Genomic DNA, 20,445 nt, shown 5'->3' on the forward strand with positions numbered 1-20,445 from the left:
CAATGACGACGCAACAGATCGGCCACTTTATCGGTGGCAACCCGATGGCTTCGCGCTCCGAGCGCACCAGCGAGGTATTCAATCCCGCCACGGGCGCCGTCACGGCGACAGTGTCGCTGGCCACGCCGTCAGAGCTGAATGCGGCCGTGGCCGCCGCCCATGCGGCGTTTCCCGCCTGGTCGCAAACCTCGCCCCTGCGCCGCGCCCGCGTCATGTTCAAGTTCAAGGAATTGCTGGAAGAGCATTCCGACCAGCTGGCGGCCCTGATCACGGCCGAGCATGGCAAAGTGTTTACGGATGCGAAAGGGGAAGTCACGCGCGGCATCGAAGTGGTGGAGTTCGCCTGCGGCATCCCGCAAATGATGAAGGGAGAATATTCGGAGCAGGTGGCCGGCGGCATCGACGCCTGGTCGATCCGCCAGGCGCTCGGTGTCTGCGTCGGCATCACGCCGTTCAACTTTCCCGTCATGGTGCCCATGTGGATGTTTCCGATGGCGATTGCCTGCGGCAACACCTTTGTGCTGAAACCATCGGAGCGCGATCCGTCCGCCAGCCTGCTGCTGGCGCAATTGCTGACGGACGCGGGCTTGCCCGACGGCGTCTTCAACGTGGTGCAGGGCGATAAAGAGGCGGTGGATGGCTTGCTGCACCACCCGGACGTGCGCGCCGTCAGCTTTGTCGGCTCCACGCCGATCGCCGAATACATCTATGCGACCGGCTGCGCCCAGGGCAAGCGCGTGCAGGCCTTGGGTGGCGCGAAGAACCACATGGTGGTCATGCCCGATGCCGACATTCCCCAGACGGTCGATGCCCTGATGGGCGCTGCGTTCGGTTCGGCCGGCGAGCGCTGCATGGCCATTTCCGTGGTGGTGGCGGTAGGCAATGTGGGCGACCAGCTGGTCGAGGCGCTGGTGCCGCGCATCGCCGCGCTGAAAATCACGCAAGGCATGGACCTGGCGGCGGAAATGGGTCCCGTGGTGACGCAAGTGCACAAGGAGAAGATTGCCGGCTACATCGCCAAGGGCGTGGAAGAGGGCGCCAAGCTGGTCAGTGACGGACGCGGCTTCGTGCTGCCCGGCCATGAACAGGGATTTTTCCTCGGTGGCAGCCTGTTCGACCACGTCACGCCCGAGATGACCATCTACAAGGAGGAAATCTTCGGCCCCGTGCTGTGCATCGTGCGCGTGCCGGACTTTGCCACGGCGCTGGACCTGGTCAATGCGCACGAGTACGGCAATGGCACGGCGATTTATACGCGCGACGGCAATACGGCGCGCGAATACACGCACCGCGTGCAAGTCGGCATGGTGGGCGTGAATGTGCCGATCCCCGTGCCGATGGCCTTCCACAGCTTCGGTGGCTGGAAGCGCAGCCTGTTTGGCGACCACCACGCGCATGGTCCGGAATCCGTGCGCTTCTACACGAAGCAGAAGGCTGTCACCCAGCGCTGGCCGGCCTCGACGGCGGCCGGTGCCGAGTTTGCCATGCCTACCCTCAAGTAAAAGCAGTTGTAAAACCCGCTGTAAAATCAGCTGGTTCGCTTCTTGCTTACTGCAATGGCTAATCGTTTAGCCATTGCAGATCGCTCCCATGACGTCCAGCCGTACCCAGCCTTTGCGCATCGTTGTCGTCAATACCATCGTCGAGCACGGCGTGCACGCGGATGCGGCATTGGCGGCGCAAGTGCAACGCGGCAATGCCTTGCGCATCGGCTTGCTGGAATCGGGCTTTGACATCATCGCCTCCCTGCCTGCCGACCTCTACCTTCCCGAGCGCATCGGGCAACTGCAGCCCGACCTCATCATCATTGACGCCGAATCGGACGCGCGCGACGTACTCGAACACATCGTCATCGCCACGCGCGACGAGCGCCGTCCCATCGTGCTGTTTACGGAGGACGGCGCCACGTCCAGCATCGACGCGGCCATGGCGGCGGGCGTCTCGGCCTACATCGTGGCCGGCTTGCAGGCGGAACGCATCCTGCCCGTGCTGAACGTGGCCCTGGCGCGCTTTCGCCAGGAAGAAAAACTGCGCGCGGAACTGCATGACACGCGGCATAAATTGTTGGAACGCAAGGTCATCGAGCGGGCCAAGGGTCTATTGATGACGCATCATGGCTTGACGGAAGAGCAGGCTTACCAGCGCCTGCGCAGCATGGCCATGAACAAGAAGCTGAAACTGGCGGAACTTGCCCAGCGCATCCTCGACGTGGAAGACTTGCTGGGATGAACGGATACGCTTATTTTGATGGCAGCATGACATATTGTGGTGCGATGCACTGTTTTGGTGCGTCGCGGGCGGCAAGGACAGGCAAAGGATGGAAGTATGACTGAACAAGCGGGCAGCCCGGCGGCAGGCAGCGCCCAGGTGATGCGCTCCCTGCATCCGGAAAAACAGACGATACGCATCGGTTACCTGCCGCTGAGCGATTGCGGCTCGCTGGTGATGGCGGCTAAGCTGGGCCTGGATGAAAAATACGGCATCAAGATCGAGCTGAGCCGCGAGATGTCGTGGGCCGGCGTGCGCGACAAGCTGGCAAGTGGCGACCTCGACGCGGCCCACGTGCTGTACGGCCTCGTGTATGGCGTGCAGATGGGAATCGGCGGACAGCAGAGCGACATGGCCGTATTGATGAACCTCAATCACAGCGGCCAGGCCGTGACCCTGTCGGCGGCCCTGGCGCGCGAAGGCGCCCGCGATGGCGCTTCGCTGGCGCGCCACATGCGGGCAGCATCGCGGCCGTTCGCGTTCGCGCATACTTTCCCGACGGGTAACCACGCGATGCTGCTGCAATACTGGCTGGCGGCGCACGGCATCGATCCGCTGCGCGACGCGCGCGTGATGACGGTGCCGCCGTCGCAGATGGTGGCCGCCTTGCGCGCCGGTCAGATGGACGGCTTTTGCGCCGGCGAGCCGTGGGGCTACAAGGCCATCGTCGATGGCGTGGGCGTGACGGCCGCTGCCAGCGGGCAGATCTGGCCCGAGCATCCGGGCAAGGTGCTGGGCACCAGCGCCGCTTTTGCGCACCAGCACCCGAATACCTGCCGCGCGCTGATCGCCGCCGTGCTCGATGCGGGGCGCTGGATCGATGCCAGCGACGAGAACCGCCTGGCCACGGCCAGCGTGCTGGCCGCGCCAGGCTACCTGAACACGCCGCAGGAAATGCTGGCGTCGCGCATACTCGGCCATTATCAGGATGGACTGGGCAAGACCTGGCACGAGGCGCACGGCTTGGCATTTTATGGCGGCGGCACCGTCAATTTCCCGTACCTGTCCGATGGCATGTGGTTCATGACCCAGCACCGGCGCTGGGGCTTGCTGCGCGACGAGCCCGACTATCTGGCCGTGGCGCGCCAGGTCAACCGCATCGACCTGTACCGCCAGGCGGCGGAAATGGCGCACACGCCCTTGCCCATGGCCCCCATGCGCAGCTCGACCCTGTGTGACGGCGTCGTGTGGGATGGCAGTGCGCCGGAAGCGTACGCCGCATCGTTTGCCATCGGCCATTTTTTCTGACACATCGCGAGAAGGAGTTTCAGCATGGCGCAACTTGGCAGCGTGACACTGGTGGGTGCCGGTCCCGGCGACCCGGATTTGCTGACCGTGAAAGCCGTCAGGGCCATCGCGCGGGCGACTGTGCTGCTGATGGACGACCTCGTCAATCCAGCCGTGCTGGCCCACGCGGTACCCGGCGTGCGCGTGGTCGAGGTGGGCAAGCGGGGCGGCTGCGCGTCCACGCCGCAAGCCTTCATCGAGCGCCTGATGCTGGCCGAGGCGCGCGCCGGCCAGCACGTGGTGCGCCTGAAAGGGGGCGACCCCTACCTGTTCGGGCGGGGCGGCGAGGAGCGCGCCTACCTGCGCAGCCATGGCGTGGAGGTGACGGTGATCCCCGGCATCAGCAGCGGCCTGGCGGCGCCCTCGGCCATCGGCGTGCCGCTCACGCACCGCGCCTGGAGCCAGGGCGCCATCTTTGTCACCGGGCATGGCAAGGAGGGGGCCGCGGAACCGAACTGGGCGGCCCTGGCGCAAAGCCGGCTGACCCTCGTCATCTACATGGGCGTGGCCAGGGTGGCCGCCATCCAGGCCGGCTTGCTGGCCGGCGGCATGGCGCCCGGCACGCCCGTGGCCGTGGTGCAGTCGGCCAGCCTGCCGGCCCAGCGCCAGTTGCTGAGCACCTTGCAAGCCTTGCCGGACGACCTGCAGGCCAGCGGCCTGGCCAGCCCCAGCATCATCGTCGTGGGCGAGGTGGTACGCTGCGCCGACGCCTGGGACGAGCATGGCGGGCGGGGCATGCTGGCCGCCACTGTCTGAACCTGTAACACCCGGGCGCGCAGGCGGTGGCCGTGCCCCGCGCGCCAGGGCGCCCCTGGGCGCAGGCCTGCTCTGCCGCGTTCCCGCGATTTGTGCTTTTTTCCCGTTTTTTCTTCGTCTCCTGCTTTTCAGCCGCCGCGCAGAGCATCGTCTGTGCGCCGCAGGCAGGCGGCTTGCTTTCCATTGCAACCGTCGCGCAGGCTTTTTTTTCTCGGGCAAGCGCGTGGACAGGGGCCTTTGATAGTATCCTCGTACTTGCGGTGCGGGATTGCGCCCTACATTCGAGGAACCGGAATAAGCGATCGACAATGCACACTTTGAGCAAGGGCGGGACGGTATCAGGCATCATGATCTGGGCGGGGGGCCTGCTGCTGGCGCTGGCGGTGGGCGGCGCCCTGTATGCGGGGGCGGCGCGCACGGTGCATGACGATGCCGAGCAGCGCTTCGATAACCTGACCTATGGCGCCCAGAACAGCCTGGCCACGCGCGTGAAAAGCTATTCCGACCTGCTGCGCGGGCTCGAAGCCCTGTTTCGCACCACCGACCAGCTGACCCGCCGCCAGTTCCACGACTACGTGGGCGGACTCGATATCACGCGCCAGTTTCCCGCCATCGAATCGCTCAATTATGCCGTCGCCGTCACGCCGGCCCGGCGCGCCGCCTACATCGCCGGCGTGCGCGCCGACGCCAGCCTGACGCCGGGCGGCTATCCCGACTTTTCCATCCGCCCGCCCGGCGAGCGGCCCGAGTACACGGTGCTCACCTACCTGGAGCCCGGCTCGCTGCTGGCCGAGCGCATGGGCGTCGATATCGGCGCCAACCCGCTGGTGGCGCAGGCCCTGGCGCAGGCGCGCGACAGCGGCGAAGTGAGCGCGTCGGGACAGGTCATCATGATCAAGGGCCCGCCCGCGCACGTGGGCCTGGGCATGCGCCTGCCCGTGTACCGCAACGGCATGCCGCAGGCCAGCGTGGAAGAGCGCCGCGCCGCCTACCTCGGTTCCGTGGGCATCGGCTTTGGCGTGGCGCGCCTCGTGCACAGCGCGCTCGAACGCAGCGCGCTCGAACCGCTGCACCTGACCCTGTACAGCGCCGCCGAACCGCTGCCGGCCGCAGGCGCGCTGCGCATCGCGCCGCAGGACCGCCTGTTGTTCAACGATGACGGCGACCTGGCGGCGGCGCCGCCGCGGCCGGGCAGCGACGCGGATTATTTCGACAGGGTGCTGCCCGTGGTGTACCAGGGCGGCGCGTGGAAGGCGCATTTCCGCGTGCGCAAGACGGAGCTGTACAGCGGCTTTGACCGTTATTTCCCGTGGCTGGCGCTGGCCGTCGGCCTGGCAGGCACCCTGCTGATCTATGGCTACATTTATACCCTGTACCGCTCGCGCCGCAGCGCGGTGGCGCAGCGCACCCTGCTTGACACGGTGCTCGACAGCGTCGACGCCTATGTCTACATGAAGGATGCGGACCTGCGCTACCGCTACGTGAATGCGCGCACGGCGTCCATCCTCGGGCGCTCGGTGCAGCAGGTGATCGGCCGCCAGGACGGCGAATTGATGCTCGGCGACGCGGCCGCCGCCGCGCAGCGCACCGAGCGCGAGGTCTTCCACAGCGGCGTCAAGTTCGTCGGCGAGGAGCGCTTCGTCGATGCGCAGGGCCAGGTGCACCATTTGTGGAGCGTCAAGGTGCCACTCGGCTTGCCCGGCCCCGTCACGGGCCTGATCGGCCTGTCCACCGACGTGACGGAACTGCACCGGCTCAAGGAGCAGGCCGATGCGGCCAGCCAGGCCAAGAGCGATTTCCTGTCGAACATGAGCCATGAAATCCGCACGCCGATGAACAGCATCATCGGCATGGCGCATCTGGCGCTGAAGTCCGTGGCCGATACGCGCCAGCGCGACTACCTGCAAAAGATCTACCATTCGGGCCAGCATTTGCTGGGACTGATCAACGACATTCTGGATTTTTCCAAGATCGAGGCGGGCAAGCTGGAACTGGAAGTACTGGACTTCCGCCTCGATACGCTGCTGGCGAACATCGCCAGCCAGCTGGGCGACGCGGCCGCCGTCAAGGGCCTGAGCCTGCAGTTCGACATCGCGCCCGACCTGCCGCAGCGCTGGCGCGGCGATCCGCTGCGCCTGGAGCAAATTCTGCTGAACCTGGCCAGCAACGCCATCAAGTTTTCCGACCATGCCAGCATCTTCGTGCGCGTGCGCCACGCCGAGGAGCGCGGCAGCCACACCTTGCTGCGCTTCGAGGTGCAGGACCGGGGCATCGGCATGAACCAGGAAGAGGTGGCGCAGCTGTTCCGCTCCTTCCACCAGGCCGACCCGTCGACCACGCGCAAATATGGCGGCAGCGGGCTGGGGCTGGTGATCAGCAAGCAGCTGGCCGAACTGATGGGCGGTAAGGTGGGCGTGTACAGCCAGCCGGGGCTGGGCAGCACCTTCTGGTTTACGGCGCGCCTGGAAAAAAGCGCGCAGGCCAGCGACGACGGCATCGCCGAAGTGGAGCCGGAAGTGCTGGACGTGATCCGCGGCGCCTCCATCCTGCTGGTGGAAGACAATATCTTCAGCCAGCAGGTGGGCTGCGAATTGCTGGAAGACGCGGGCGCCACCGTCTGCGTGGCCGGCAATGGGCGCGAAGCGCTGGCGCTGCTGGCGCGCCAGCGCTACGACTGCGTGCTGATGGATGTGCAGATGCCGGAGATGGATGGCTTCGAGACGACGCGCCACATCCGCGCCGATCCGCGGCTGGCCGGCCTGCTGGTGATCGCCATGACGGCCAACGCGGGCAGCGAAGACCGCGCCCGCTGCCTCGAGGCGGGCATGGATGAATTCCTGACCAAGCCGATCGCCCCCAACCTGCTGTTCCACCTGCTGGCGAAATGGTTCCGCCTGCGTGGCGGCATCGGTGGTCCCGGCGGCATGGGCCATGCACAGCCGGCGGGCCGGGGCGGCGCGAAGACGCCGCTGGCGCGCGCCATACCCGAGCGGCGCGACACGGCCATCCTCGACCTGGCCACCCTGGCCCTCACGTTCAGCAATGACGCCGTCAAGATGCGCAAATATGCCCAGCTGTTCCTCGACACGGCGCGCGACGGCATCGCGGAAATGGAACAGGCGCTGGCGCTGGAAGACCTGGGCCGCCTGGCCGACCTGGGCCACCGCAGCAAATCGTCGGCGCTGGCCGTGGGCGCGCATGCGTTTGCCGCGCTGTGCACCTCGATCGAGGCGCTGCGCCTGGGCGGCGAGGTGCCGCAGGCGCGCGCCTTGCTGGCGGCGCTGGGCCCCGCCCTGGCGCAGGTGGCCGAACAAATTTCACTGGAATTTGCCACCAGCGATACCCCCTGAGGCGGGCAGCGGCGATAATACGCGTTTGACGCCTGCGGCTACCCGGCCGCAGGCGCGGCAACCCATCGGAACAGCATGCAATCTACCGTCACGCCCGGCCTCCTCATCCTGCACGGCAACCAGCTGGAACAGCTGCGCGCGGCCGTCTTCCAGTGGCTGCGCAGCCACCCGCTGGCGCCGCTGGAGACCGACATCTTCCTGGTGCAGTCGAATGGCGTGGCCGAGTGGCTGAAGATCGCCCTGGCCGAAGAAATGGGCGTGTGCGCCGCTACGCGCATCGCCTTGCCGGCGCGATTGCTGTGGGAAAGCTACCGGGGCATGCTGGGCCGCGAACGCGTGCCGCGCGTGTCGCCCTTCGATAAATCGCCGCTGACCTGGCGTTTGATGCGTCTTTTGCCGTCGCTGCTGGCCGACCCCGTGTTTGCGCCGCTGCGCTATTTCCTCGCCGATGGCGATTGCGAACGCCGGCTGCAGCTGGCCGAACGCCTGGCCGACCTGTTCGACCAGTACCAGGTCTACCGTGCCGACTGGCTGGCCGACTGGGCGGCCGGGCGCGACCAGCTGCGCACGGCCCGTGGCGAGGCCATCGTACTGAAGGAAGACCAGTGCTGGCAGGCGCAGTTGTGGCGCGCCGTGGCCGCCGACGTCGAAGCTTTCGAGCGCGATACGGGCCGCGCCGACATCCACGACGCCTTCCTGGCTGCCATCGCCGCCGGCGACGCGCCGGCCGGCAAGCTGCCGCGCAGGGTGGTGCTGTTTGGCGTCTCGGCCCTGCCATACCAGACCTTGCAGGCGTTGGCCGCGCTGGCGCGCCATACGCAGGTGGTGCTGGCCGTGCCCAACCCGTGCCAGTTCTACTGGGGCGACATCATCGACGGGCGCGACCTGCTGCGCGCGCAAAACAAGCGCCAGCGCCAGCGCAACGGCACCGACCTGGCGCAAATCCCGCTGGAAGCGCTGCATGCGCACAGCCACCCGCTCCTGGCGAGCTGGGGGCGGCAAGGGCGCGATTTCATCCGCATGCTCGATGAATTCGACGAGCACGCGCATGCCGAAGGGCGCGACGACAGCCTGCGCATCGACCTGTTCGGCGAGGAGGTGGGCGAGACCCTGCTGCAGCAGGTGCAGGTGGCCATCCGCGAACTGCGCCCGCTGGCCGAACACGAACAAATACCGCCCGATGCGGCCGACCGCTCGATCGAATTCCACGTGGCGCACAGCGTGCAGCGCGAAGTGGAAGTGCTGCACGACCAGCTGCTGGCCATGTTCACGCGCAGCGCCGAAACGGGCCTGCGCCCGCGCGACGTGGTAGTGATGGTGCCGGACATCGACACCTTCACGGCCGCCATCCACGCCGTCTTCGGCCAGTACCGCCGCAATGACGAGCGTTTCATTCCCTTCGAGATCGGCGACGTCAAGGACCGCAGCGTCAATCCGCTGCTCGTCGCGCTGGAATGGCTGCTGCAGCTGCCGCAGCAGCGCTGCCGCCAGAGCGAGGTGCGCGACCTGCTCGACGTGCCGGCGCTGGCGGCCCGCTTCGGCTTGCAGCCGGACGACCTGGCCACCCTGGGTGCCTGGATCGAGGGCGCCGGCGTGCGCTGGGGGCTGGACCAGGAACACCGCAGCGGCCTGGGTCTGGGCGCGGCAGGGGAACAGAATGCCTGGATCTTCGGCGTGCGGCGCATGCTGCTTGGCTACGCCAGCGGCAGCGGCGCCAGCTTCCACGGCATCGAGCCGTACGCGGAAGTGGGCGGCCTGGATGCGGCGCTGGCGGGCTCTTTGGCGCAACTGGTCGAAGCGCTGCTGCACTGGCGCACCGTGCTGGCCGGCACGCGCACGCCGGCCGACTGGGGCGCACAGGCGCGCGCGCTGCTGGCCGCATTCTTTGATGCCGACGACGAGGGCGACCGCCTGACCCTGGCGCAGCTGGAAGGCGCCTTGCAGGGCTGGCTGGAAACCTGCGAACACGCGGGCTTTGTCGAGCAGGTGCCCTTGTCCGTGCTGCGCGTGGCGTGGCTGGGCGCACTGGACGAGCCGACCCTGAACCATCAATTCGTTTCCGGCGGCGTGACCTTCTGCACCCTGATGCCGATGCGCGCCGTGCCCTTCCGCGTCGTGTGCCTGCTGGGCATGAACGATGGCGATTTTCCGCGCCGCGCCCCGAAGGCCGATTTCGACTTGCTGGCGCTGCCCGGCATGGCGCGCCCCGGCGACCGTTCGCGCCGCGACGACGACCGCTACCTGATGCTCGAAGCGTTGCTGGCCGCGCGCGACAAGCTGTACGTAAGCTGGGTGGGGCGCAATGTGCGCGACAATTCCGAGCAGCCGCCGTCCGTGCTGGTGTCGCAGCTGCGCGACTATCTGGCCGCCGGCTGGTCGCTGGACCGGCATCTTGCAAGCCTGACGACCGAGCACGCGCTGCAGCCGTTCAGCCGCCGCTATTTCGAGGCGGGCGGCTTGCTGACGTATGCGCGCGAGTGGCGCGTGGCGCATGCCGATGCACAGACGCTTGAAGAACTGCCGCTGGGGCCTTATGAACTCGATCCCGGCACGCGCCTGAAGCTGGGCGAACTGGCCAGCTTCCTGCGCCAGCCCGTCAAGTATTTTTTCCGCCGCCGCCTCAGCGTGCACTTCGCCGATGCGGCCATGCTGGGCGAGGACGAGGAACCGTTTGGCCTGAACGCGCTTGAACGCTATCTGCTGGAAGACACCATGCTCGACGACGGCGGCGCCGTGGAAGCGCTGGACGATGTGCGCGCGAGCCTGGCCGCGCGCGCCGAGCGCCTGGCACGCGAAGGCGTGCTGCCGATCGGCCTGATCGGCCAGCAGGTGCAGGCGCAGCTGGTCGAAGCGCTGGTGCCCGTGCGCAGCGCGTGGCTGTCCTTGCGTGCCTCGTTCCCGCAGGCGGCCGACAAGCGCGCCATCAACCTGCCGTTTGGCGAAGTGCAGATCGATGACTGGCTCGACAGATTGTGCAGCAACGGGACGGACACGGCCTGGCTGATGCAGATTTCCTCGAAGGTGACGGACAAGGGCGGCCTGGCGCGCGGCGACAAGCTGATGCTGATGTGGCTGCGCCAGCTGGCTGCCGCCGCACTGGGCTTTCCCGTCACCGGCTACCTGGTGGCGCGCGACGCCATCGTCAGCATGGCGCCGCTCGACCCGGCCAGTTCGCGCGACGCGCTGGCCACCTTGCTGGCGCTGTGGCGCGAAGGCATGAACCACCCGCTGCCGACGGCCTGCAAGACGGGCCTGGCGCTGGTGCAGGGCGGCGATCCGCGCGCCATCTACGACGGCGGCTTTGACATCTCCGGTGAACGCGAGGAACTGTGCCTGGCCCGCCTGTGGCCCGAATTTTCCGCCCTGGCCGCGGACGAGGCGTGGCAGGACTGCACGCGCGAGCTGTATGGCCCGCTGGCCGACTGGCTGCAACAGCACATCACCATCGACCCGATCAGCGCGCCCAATGACGGCGCCGGAGAAGAACAATGACGAGCCATCTGCTCAACCCCCTGGCATTCCCGCTGCACGGCTCGCGCCTGATCGAGGCCTCGGCCGGCACCGGCAAGACCTGGACCATCGCCGCGCTGTACGTGCGCCTCGTGCTGGGTCACGGCGACGACGACAGCCGCTTTACGCGTCCGCTGCTGCCGGCCGACATCCTGGTGATGACGTTTACCCGCGCCGCCACGCGTGAACTGTCGAACCGCGTGCGCGAGCGCCTGATCGAGGCGGCCGCGTATTTTCGCCATGAATTTGGCATTGAATCCGGCGGCAGCGACCCGTTTCTCGACGCCTTGCTGGAATCCTATCCGGACGAGAGCGAACGGCAAAAGGCGGCGCACCGGCTGATGCTGGCCGCCGAGACGATGGATGAAGCGGCCATTTTCACCATCGACGCCTGGTGCCAGCGCATGCTGCGCGAACATGCGTTTGACAGCGGCAGCCTGTTCGACGAAGAGCTGGTCAGCGACGAGCAGGCGCTGTTCGAGGATGCGGCCCACGATTACTGGCGCCAGCAAGTCTATCCATTGTCGCCGCAGGCGCTCGACGTGCTGCTCGACTGCTGGCCCGACGTCGATGCGCTCAAGAAGGGCGTGCGCGAGCTGGCGCGCCGCGCCGGCAGCATGCAGCTGGCCGGCGATGAGCCGCTGTCGCTGCTGATCGGGCGCGAGCAGCGGGCGCTGGCCGCCCAGCTGGCCACCCTGAAGGCGGGCTGGGTCGAGCGCGTGGACCGGATGGCCGCCTGGATCAACGAGCACCGCGCCGTCAATCCCAAGTGTTTTAACGGCGTCAAGATGAAGCCGGAGAACCTGGCCAAGTGGTTCGACGGCTTGCGCCGCTGGGCGCAAGACCCGTTGCTGCTGCAGCCGGCCATCACGGCCAAGGCGTGGGAGCGCTTGACGCCGTTCGGCATCGAGGATGCATTTGCCAAGAGCTTCACGGCGCAAGTGCCCGAGTGCTTTGAACATACCGACGAACTGGGGCGGGCGCTGGCGGCCTTGACGCCGCTGGCGCACACCCTGCACCTGCATGCGGCGGCGGCCATCGCGCGGCGCATGGACCAGTTAAAACGCCAGTCGCGCCAGTTCGGCTTTGCCGACATGCTGCAGCGCCTGCACGATGCGCTGGCCGGCGAGAATGGCGCGGCCCTGCGCCAGCGCATCATCGACCAGTACCCGCTGGCCATGGTCGATGAATTCCAGGATACGGCCCCGGCGCAATACCAGATCTTCAATTCTCTGTACCGCATCGCCGACAACGACCCGGGACTGGGCCTGTTTTTGATCGGCGACCCGAAACAGTCGATCTACGGCTTTCGCGGCGCCGACATCCAGAGCTACCTGGCGGCGCGGCGCGCCACCACGGGGCGCCACTACCAGCTGGGCACCAACTACCGTTCCACGGCGCCCCTGGTGGCGGCCGTCAACCAGCTGTTCCTGCATGCCGAGCGCGCCGAGGTGCCGCTGGGCGCCTTCCGCTACCGCAAACATGGCGAGAATCCGCTGCCCTTCGAGGCTGTCGACGCCAAGGGCCGCGCCGAGCACCTGGTGACGACGGATGGCGCCATGCCGGCCCTGCTGGCCGCCTGCGCCAGCGATGAAGGGCTGCGCGGCGACAGCTACCGCGAGTATTTCGCGCAGCACTGCGCCGAGCATATCGTCGCCATGCTGGGCGATGCGCAAGCGGGTTTTGCCGGCCCTGACGGTTTTGCACGATTGCAGCCTGCCGATGTGGCCGTGCTGGTGCGCGACCGCAAGGAGGCGGCGGCCATCCGCCGCGCGCTGGCGCGCCGCCGCGTCGCCAGCGTGTATTTGTCCGACAAGGATTCCGTCGTCGACAGCGAGGAAGCGGCCGACGTGCTGCGCTGGCTGGCGGCGCTGGCCAATCCGCTCGACGGCGGCCTGGCGCGCGCCGCGTTTGCCACGCGCACCATCGGCCTGTCGCTGGGCGAACTGGCGCGCCTGTCGAGCGACGAACTGGAGTGGGAACGCCGGGTGGAACAGCTGAAGGCCCTGCATCTGATCTGGCAGCGCCAGGGCGTGCTGGCCATGCTGCGCCGTTTCATCCACGAACTGCAATTGCCGGCCATGCTGCTGCAGCAGACGGGCGGCGAGCGGCGTCTGACGAACCTGCTGCACCTGGCCGAACTGCTGCAGTCGGCCAGCCGCCAGCTCGATGGCGAGCAGGCGCTGATACGCTGGCTGGCCGAGCAGATCGCCGGCGAAGGCGAGAGCGGCGACGAGCGCGTGCTGCGCCTGGAAAGCGATGCGGAACTGGTGAAAGTCATCACCGTGCACAAGTCCAAGGGCCTGGAATACCCGCTCGTGTACCTGCCGTTCGCCGTCACGGCGCGCAAGGTGGATAAACGCAACCGCAGCTTCTTCGAGTACGCGGCGGAAAACGGCGAACGCCGGCTCGACCTGTCCTTGTCCGACGAGGCCATGGCGGTCGTGGAAGAGGCGCGCATCGAGGAGGATTTGCGCCTGCTGTACGTGGCACTGACGCGCGCGCGCCACTTCTTGTGGCTGGGCGTGGCCGCGCTGGCGGCGCGCAAGGCGGGCGAAAACACCCTGCATGAATCGGCGCTCGGCTATTTGCTGACGGGCGGCGACAAGCTGCCGGCGGAGCAATTGCTGCTGCGCTGGCAGCAGGTGGCGGGCAGCTGCGACGCCATCCATGTCGGCAGCCTTGCGCAGCCCGATGCTTGTACGGTGCTTGACCGCATCGAGCTGCGTCCCGAGCTGCGTCCGGCGCCCGTGTTCGCGGGGGAGTTCGAGCGCGACTGGTCGGTGGGCAGTTTTACCTCGCTGACGCGGCAGATCGGCACCGTGGCCAGCGCCCACGTGCCGCAGCGGGCGCTGGAAGAAACCCTGCTGGAAGATGCTGCGGGAAGCGGCGTGGCCGTGCCGGCGCCGACGGCCGACGCGCCCTGGCACCGCTTCCCGCGCGGCTCCGTGCCCGGCAATTTCCTGCACGAACAGCTTGAATGGATGGGCGGCGAAGGTTTTGACAGCGTCCACGATGAACATTTCGATACCCGCCTGGCCGCGCGCTGTGAGCGGGCTGGCTGGGGCCACCGCCAGGAAGACGCCATCGCCTGGCTGCGCGAGATCGCCATCACGCCGCTGCCGCTGCTGGACGCCTCGCTGTCGCAGCTCGACAGCACCCTGTCCGAGATGGAGTTCTGGTTCCCCAGCGAGCATCTGTCGACCGAGGCGCTGGATCAATTGTGCACGCGCCTGCTGCTCGATGGCGCCCCGCGTCCCGTGCTGCCACGGCGCCAGCTGCACGGCATGCTGAAAGGCTTTGCCGACCTGGTCATCGAAAGGGAAGGGCGCTACTGGGTGCTCGACTACAAGTCGAATGCGCTGGGGCCCAATGACGCCGCCTACCACACGCAGGCGCTGGCGGCCGGCATGGCGCAGCACCGCTACGACATCCAGGGCGCCATCTACATGCTGGCCCTGCACCGTTTGCTGAAAAGCCGGCTTGGCGATGCGTACGAGCCGGCCGCGCACCTGGGCGGCGCCATTTTCCTGTTCCTGCGCGGGATCGCGAATGCGGACACGCACGGCTGCTACTGGCTGGCACCGCAGCTGGAACTGCTGGACGGCCTCGATCAACTGTTAGAAGAAACGGAACACCATGCAGCATAACGCGCAGTTCGATACCCTGCGGATGGATGCCTTGTTCAGCCATTTCGACGGCGTCGCCGAGGCGGGCCACCTGCGCCGCCTGAGCGCTGCCTTTGCGCGCTTCATCGCGAGCCTGGAGCCGGGCGCGCCCGCCGGACCCGATGCTGCCGCCGTGGGCGTGGCCTGCGTCGTGCTGTCCGAGCTGGAAGGGCGGGGGCACAGCTGTCTGATGCTGACTGAGCTGGCCGGCGAACCGTCGCAGCTGCTGGGCTGGAGCGAAGAACTGTGGCATGCCGTGCTGACCGTCTCCGGCCCGCTGCCGGTATCGCTGGACGGCTGGCGCGCGCTGCTGGCCGGCGCGCCGCAAGTGTGGCAGGTGGGCGCGCCCGACGTGCGCCAGCCGCTGGTGCTCGATGGCGACCGCCTGTATCTGCGCCGTTACTGGCGCGACGAGACCCTGGTCGGCGAAAAGATCGCCGCGCGCGCGCAGGATTTGACGAATCCGCCGCTGGCGCAGGTGCGGCTATGGCTCGACATCCTGTTCGACCAGCCCACGCAGAATGGCGGGCCGGACTGGCAAAAAGTGGCGTGCGCCATCGCCCTGCGCGGCAAGGTGGCCATCATCACGGGCGGCCCGGGCACGGGCAAGACCTACACGGTGGCCAGTCTGCTCACCTTGCTGTTTGCCGTCTCGCCGCAGCCGGAGCAGCTGCGCATCGCGCTGGCCGCGCCGACGGGCAAGGCGGCCGCGCGGCTGAAACAGTCGATCGACAAGGCCCTGCAAGGGTTGGCGGCCAAGGCGGGCGAGGCGCTGCCCCTGATGGAACTGGCGCGCCGCATGGGCGCCGCGCGCACCCTGCATAGCCTGCTGGGCGCGCGGCCCGATACGCGCGCCTTTGCCCACCACGCGGGCAATCCGCTCGACGTCGACGTGCTGATCGTCGATGAAGCGTCGATGGTGCACCTGGAGATGATGGCCTCGGTGCTCGACGCCTTGCCGCCCGCGGCGATCCTGATCCTGCTGGGCGACAAGGACCAGCTGGCGTCGGTGGAAGCGGGCGCCGTGCTGGGCGACTTGTGCCACGACGCGCAGGCGGGCGGCTATACGCCCGCCACCATCGCGTATGCGCAGGCCGCCAGCGGCGTGGCCATTCCGCCCGCCTTTGCCGGTGCGGCGGGCGCGCTGGCGCAGCAGACGGTGATGCTGCGCCACAGCCACCGCTTCAGCGGCCCGATCGGCGAACTGGCGCTGGCCGTGAATGCAGGCAAGCCCGACCTGGCCAGGGCCTGCTTCACCAGCGACAGCGGCGGCCAGCTGGCGTGGAGCGTGACGGCGCAGCCAGACGAGGTGCTGCGCCTGGCCTTGCGCGGACGCGTCGATGCGCCGGGCGGCTATCAGCCCTACCTGGAACTGGTGAACGCCGGTGAAACAGGCTACGCGCAGCACGATGACTGGGTGCGCGCCGTGCTGCACCGATTCGAAGCGTTCCGCATCCTGTGCGCCGTGCGCGAAGGCGAGTGGGGCGTGGCGGGACTGAACACGGCCATCGAGCTGCGGCTGGAAAAGGAAGGCCTGATACGCCGCGGCGAGTGGTATGTGGGGCGTCCCGTGATGGTCACGCGCAATGACTATGGCACGGGCGTGTTCAATGGCGACATTGGCCTGACCCTGCGCGATCCGGCGCGGCCGGGTTCCCTGCGCGTGTACTTCCTGGAAGGCGAAAACGTGCGCAGCGTGCTGGCCACGCGCCTGCGCCACGTGGAGACGGCGTTCGCCATGACCGTGCATAAATCGCAGGGCTCGGAATTTCGCCACACGGTGCTGGTGCTGCCGCAGGAGGGCGGCGCCATGCTGGCGCGCGAACTGGTCTACACGGGCATCACGCGGGCGCGCAATTTCTTTACCCTCGTCTCGCCCACGCAGGCCGTGCTGTTCGACGCCATCCTGCGCCGCACGCAGCGCGCCAGCGGTTTGCGCGGGCTGATCGGCTAGTTCGGCACACTAGCGGCCCGCTTGCCGGCTGACTTTCCAGATCCACCAGACCAGCGCCGCCTGCAAGGGCAGGCGCGCCAGCAGCAACGCTTGCTGCCAGGCGGGATCGCCCGCCGCGCGCGCGTTCAGCAGCATCTGCACATTTGCCGGCAGCACGGCCAGCGACAGCGCGATCAGACCGATGCCCGCCAGGCGCCGCGTGCGCGCGGGCAGCAGGCCGATGCCGCCGGCCAGTTCGCAGGCGCCGCTCACATACACGAGCAGCGGCGGCGCGGGCAGCCAGGGCGGCATGATGGCCGCGTAGGCGGCGGGGAAAATAAAATGCAGCAGGCCGGCCACGCTGAAGAACAGGGCCAGGGCATAGCGTGACAGTGACAGCGGAAGTGACAGCAGCGGTGATGGCGGCCGACGGTGCTGGCTGTGCTGCCTGCGCGGGCTGGTCATGTGGGAACGCGATCGCTCGCTGTGCAAGTAAAAATTAAATATCCAGCAATATCCGCAGCTTGTCAATGCGCACCGCAGCGCCTGCCTTGTTGTGTTTTCATCGAATATTCCAAATATTTAATACTTCTGTTCCGATTTTTGTGTAAAACTGCGATATATAAAATATTGACACGTGGCAATTTTTTCGCCTGCCACCGGCGTTGCTGGCATCGCCGGGCTTGCCGAGGCAAGCGCCGCGTGCCGACACCATCAAAATCGAAACCAGGAGTCCATCATGTTGTCTTCTCTTCGCACGCGGCTGGTGCTGATCTGCGTCGCCATCGTCGTGCTGTCCATGCTGGCCTTGTCGCTTGCCAATTACCTCACCACGCGCAACAGCATGCTGGCCTCGTCGGACCAGCAGATGCAGCAACTGCTGCAAAGCCAGTCCGCCGTGCTGGCGCAATGGGTCGACGGCAAGAAAAAGGTCATGGCGTCCGTCGTCATGTCGGCCGAGACGCCCGAGCCGCTGCGCGCCTTCCAGATCGCGGAAAAGGCCGGCGATTTCGCCGAAGTGTTCATTGGCTACGCCGACAAGCGCTCGGTGTTTACCAAGCCGGGGCGCCCGGCAGATTTCGATCCGACGGCGCGCGCCTGGTACAAGGACACCGTCAAGGCGGGCGTACCCATGCTGACGCCGCCGTATGTGGACGCGGCCAGCCACCAGCTGGTGGTGTCGTTCACGGCACCGGTGGGGCCGAAGGAAGCGCCGACCGGCGTGGCGGGCGCCGACGTGCTGCTCGATACGGTGATCGCCAACGTGGTGGCGATCAAGCCCACGCCGCACAGCTTTGCCTTCCTGATCGACCAGGCTGGCACCGTCATCGCGCATGCCAACAAGGACCTGAGCCTGCAGCCCGTGTCGAAGCTCGACGCCAGCCTGTCGGCCGCGCAGATCAACCGCCTGGAAAGCGCGCGCCAGAGCGAGGCCGTGCGCATCCATGAGCGCGACGGCATGCTGTATGTCACGCGCGTATCCGGCACCGACTGGCTGCTGGCCGTGGTGCTGGACCAGCAGGAAGCCATGCAAGCCTTGCAGACCATGCTGACGACGGCGACCGTCACGGCCGTGCTGCTGACGGCGCTGGCGGCGGCGCTGTTGTCGCTGCTGGTATTCAGGATGCTCAAGCGCCTGGAACTGGTGCGCGACGCGCTCGAGGATATCGCCTCGGGCGAGGGCGACCTGACGCGCCGCCTCGACTCTTCCGGCGTGGATGAACTGGCGCAGATCGCCGGCGCCTTCAACCGCTTCATCGACAAGATCGCCGCCGTGCTGGTGAAGATCCGCACGGCCAGCGAATCGGTGAAAGTCTCGTCGTCGGAAATCGCCGCCGGCAACCAGGACCTGTCGTCGCGCACGGAGCAGCAGGCCAGTTCGCTGGAAGAGACGGCCGCCTCGATGGAGGAGCTGACCAGCACCGTGAAACAGAATGCGGACAATGCGCGCCAGGCCAACCAGATGGCGGTGTCCGCGTCGGATGTCGCCAGCAAGGGCGGCATGGTGGTGGCGCAGGTGGTCGACACCATGGCCTCGATCAACGACTCGTCGAAGAAGATCGTCGACATCATCAGCGTGATCGACGGCATCGCCTTCCAGACGAATATCCTGGCGCTGAACGCGGCCGTGGAAGCGGCGCGCGCCGGCGAGCAAGGACGCGGCTTTGCCGTGGTGGCAACAGAGGTGCGCAGTCTGGCGCAGAGGTCAAGCCAAGCGGCGAAGGAAATCAAGCTGCTGATCGATGATTCGGTGGAGAAGGTCGACACGGGGGCGCGCCTGGTCGACGAGGCGGGCGCGACGATGCAGGAAATCGTCGACAGCGTGCGCCGCGTGACCGACATCATGGGAGAGATCACGTCCGCCAGCGTGGAGCAGAGTTCCGGCATCGAACAGGTGAACCAGGCCATCGCGCAAATGGACCAGGTGACGCAGCAGAATGCGGCCCTGGTGGAAGAGGCGGCGGCGGCCGCCGAAAGCCTGCAGGATCAGGCCAGCACCCTGTCGCAGGTGGTGGGCGTGTTCAAGCTCGATGACGGACAGGCGCCGGTGCCGCAACATGCGCCCGTCAAGCCGGCGCGCCGGGCGTCCGCGCTGCGCATCGCCAGCCGCCCGGGAGCCAGGGCGGCCAGCCGCAAGACGGCGCAGTCCGAGGAGTGGGAAACCTTTTAAGTGGTTTTAGGTGGTTGCAAGTGGTTTCAGGCGGCCTTGCCGGCATGCTGCCAGGCGCGCCTGGGCGCCAGGGTTGGCGCCATCTGTCTGGCCACCTCAAAAAAAGCATTGGTGGCAGGCGTGTTCTGGCGCCGGTCGCGCACGGCCAGGCCCACCTTGCGGCTGACGGGCGGGTTTAACGGCAGGGCCACCAGTTCCGGATACTGCTCGCGCAGGCGCTGCGGCAGCGCCAGTTCGGCAACGATGGACAGGCCGTCGCCGCGGCTGACCATGTCGAGGATGGTGATGACCTGGCTGATGCGGTAGGGCACGTGCGGCTGCAGGCCCGCGTTGGCGAACAGCGGCTCGATCAGGCAGGCGCAGCCCGCTTCCGACATGATGAACGGCCCCTCGCACAGCTGCGCCAGGGTGATGGCCGTTTCGCTGGCCAGCGGGTGGCCGCGCGGCACCAGCGCCATCATCTGGTCTTCCACCAGCGGCGCCGTGTCGAAACGCTCGTCGGGCAGCACGACGAAGCCGACATCGACCCTGCGCTCGCGTATCCACTGCACCACTTCATGGTCGGCGCCTTCGTCGATGCGCAGGTCGATGCCCGGATAGCGCAGGCGAAATTGCGCCGTGATGGCCGGCAGCAGGTTCAGGGACGACGTCGGGCCGAAGGAGCCGATGCGCAGGGTGCCCTGGCGCTGGCCCAGCACGTCGGCCGCTTCCTGGCGCATGGCTTCGGACAAGCCGAGGATTTCGCGCGCGCGCACCAGCAGCTGGCGGCCCACGTCCGTCAGTTCGGCCGAGGCCTGGTGGCGCACGATCAGGTCCACGCCCATTTCCTTTTCCAGCGCTTTCAATGCATGCGAGACGGCCGACTGGCTGATGCCCAGCTGCGCGGCCGCAGCGGAAAAGCCGTGCAGTTCGGCCACCAGGGTAAAAATTTCCAGCTGCGTGAAGGTCATGCTGTGGCTTTCCTGTCTTATGAGTATTTACTCATTATTTCATGAGTTAATA

The 20,445-nt window shown here is 67.2% G+C and carries 11 protein-coding genes; 9 read left to right on the forward strand and 2 right to left on the reverse strand.

What is annotated here, in order from left to right; genetic code table 11:
* The first annotated feature begins 2 nt into the window (after positions 1 to 2).
* The 8 genes from JaAD80_RS09895 (at position 3) to recD (ending at position 16,793) form a co-directional block, all read left to right on the forward strand.
* On the forward strand, positions 3 to 1,502 hold the full coding sequence (locus tag JaAD80_RS09895) for a CoA-acylating methylmalonate-semialdehyde dehydrogenase (protein WP_102294010.1): 1,500 nt from the start codon (positions 3 to 5) through the stop codon (positions 1,500 to 1,502).
* Between the two features lie 88 nt (positions 1,503 to 1,590).
* Entirely contained in the window at positions 1,591 to 2,229 is a 639-nt protein-coding gene (locus tag JaAD80_RS09900) for an ANTAR domain-containing response regulator (protein WP_102294011.1), read from the forward strand.
* Between the two features lie 96 nt (positions 2,230 to 2,325).
* Complete coding sequence (locus tag JaAD80_RS09905; RefSeq protein WP_102294012.1) at positions 2,326 to 3,516, forward strand: CmpA/NrtA family ABC transporter substrate-binding protein; 1,191 nt, start codon at positions 2,326 to 2,328, stop codon at positions 3,514 to 3,516.
* A 24-nt stretch (positions 3,517 to 3,540) separates the two neighbouring features.
* Positions 3,541 to 4,311 (forward strand): uroporphyrinogen-III C-methyltransferase, encoded by a 771-nt coding sequence (cobA, locus tag JaAD80_RS09910; RefSeq protein WP_102294013.1) that lies wholly within the window; start codon positions 3,541 to 3,543, stop codon positions 4,309 to 4,311.
* A 308-nt stretch (positions 4,312 to 4,619) separates the two neighbouring features.
* Positions 4,620 to 7,661: a CHASE domain-containing protein gene (locus tag JaAD80_RS09915; RefSeq protein WP_102294014.1), complete on the forward strand. Its 3,042-nt coding sequence runs from the start codon at positions 4,620 to 4,622 to the stop codon at positions 7,659 to 7,661.
* Positions 7,662 to 7,736: 75 nt separating this feature from the next.
* Positions 7,737 to 11,153 carry an exodeoxyribonuclease V subunit gamma gene (gene recC, locus JaAD80_RS09920; protein ID WP_102294015.1) on the forward strand — a complete coding sequence of 1,139 codons (3,417 nt, stop codon included), beginning with the start codon at positions 7,737 to 7,739 and terminating at the stop codon, positions 11,151 to 11,153.
* Positions 11,150 to 14,821: an exodeoxyribonuclease V subunit beta gene (gene recB / locus JaAD80_RS09925; protein ID WP_102294016.1), complete on the forward strand. Its 3,672-nt coding sequence runs from the start codon at positions 11,150 to 11,152 to the stop codon at positions 14,819 to 14,821. Before recC ends, recB begins: the two co-directional genes overlap by 4 nt.
* Positions 14,811 to 16,793, forward strand: a complete 1,983-nt coding sequence (gene recD, locus JaAD80_RS09930) for an exodeoxyribonuclease V subunit alpha (RefSeq protein ID WP_258002902.1) — start codon at positions 14,811 to 14,813, stop codon at positions 16,791 to 16,793. The genes recB and recD overlap by 11 nt, the downstream gene beginning before the upstream one ends.
* A gap of 9 nt (positions 16,794 to 16,802) precedes the next feature.
* Here the strand turns inward: recD and JaAD80_RS09935 are convergent, their stop codons facing one another.
* Entirely contained in the window at positions 16,803 to 17,237 is a 435-nt protein-coding gene (locus JaAD80_RS09935) for a DoxX family membrane protein (RefSeq protein ID WP_102294017.1), read from the reverse strand.
* Positions 17,238 to 17,511: 274 nt separating this feature from the next.
* Between JaAD80_RS09935 and JaAD80_RS09940 the strand changes: the two genes are divergently transcribed.
* On the forward strand, positions 17,512 to 19,443 hold the full coding sequence (locus JaAD80_RS09940; RefSeq protein WP_102294018.1) for a methyl-accepting chemotaxis protein: 1,932 nt from the start codon (positions 17,512 to 17,514) through the stop codon (positions 19,441 to 19,443).
* Between the two features lie 26 nt (positions 19,444 to 19,469).
* On the opposite strand, the gene JaAD80_RS09945 is transcribed toward JaAD80_RS09940, so the two are convergent.
* A complete protein-coding gene (locus JaAD80_RS09945) occupies positions 19,470 to 20,393 on the reverse strand; it encodes a LysR family transcriptional regulator (RefSeq protein ID WP_102294019.1) in 924 nt (307 codons plus the stop codon).
* Positions 20,394 to 20,445 lie beyond the last annotated feature (52 nt).

Origin of the sequence: Janthinobacterium sp. AD80 (genome assembly GCF_002878455.1) — a bacterium.
Classification (GTDB): Bacteria; Pseudomonadota; Gammaproteobacteria; order Burkholderiales; family Burkholderiaceae_D; genus Janthinobacterium.

Coding starts and splice junctions, on each gene's coding strand:
- JaAD80_RS09945 (WP_102294019.1), bottom strand. CDS start 20,393: ATGACCTTCACGCAGCTGGAAATTTTTACCCTGGTGGCCGAACTGCAC.
- JaAD80_RS09915 (WP_102294014.1), top strand. CDS start 4,620: ATGCACACTTTGAGCAAGGGCGGGACGGTATCAGGCATCATGATCTGG.
- recD (WP_258002902.1), top strand. CDS start 14,811: ATGCAGCATAACGCGCAGTTCGATACCCTGCGGATGGATGCCTTGTTC.
- recC (WP_102294015.1), top strand. CDS start 7,737: ATGCAATCTACCGTCACGCCCGGCCTCCTCATCCTGCACGGCAACCAG.
- JaAD80_RS09935 (WP_102294017.1), bottom strand. CDS start 17,237: ATGACCAGCCCGCGCAGGCAGCACAGCCAGCACCGTCGGCCGCCATCA.
- JaAD80_RS09895 (WP_102294010.1), top strand. CDS start 3: ATGACGACGCAACAGATCGGCCACTTTATCGGTGGCAACCCGATGGCT.
- recB (WP_102294016.1), top strand. CDS start 11,150: ATGACGAGCCATCTGCTCAACCCCCTGGCATTCCCGCTGCACGGCTCG.
- cobA (WP_102294013.1), top strand. CDS start 3,541: ATGGCGCAACTTGGCAGCGTGACACTGGTGGGTGCCGGTCCCGGCGAC.
- JaAD80_RS09905 (WP_102294012.1), top strand. CDS start 2,326: ATGACTGAACAAGCGGGCAGCCCGGCGGCAGGCAGCGCCCAGGTGATG.
- JaAD80_RS09940 (WP_102294018.1), top strand. CDS start 17,512: ATGTTGTCTTCTCTTCGCACGCGGCTGGTGCTGATCTGCGTCGCCATC.
- JaAD80_RS09900 (WP_102294011.1), top strand. CDS start 1,591: ATGACGTCCAGCCGTACCCAGCCTTTGCGCATCGTTGTCGTCAATACC.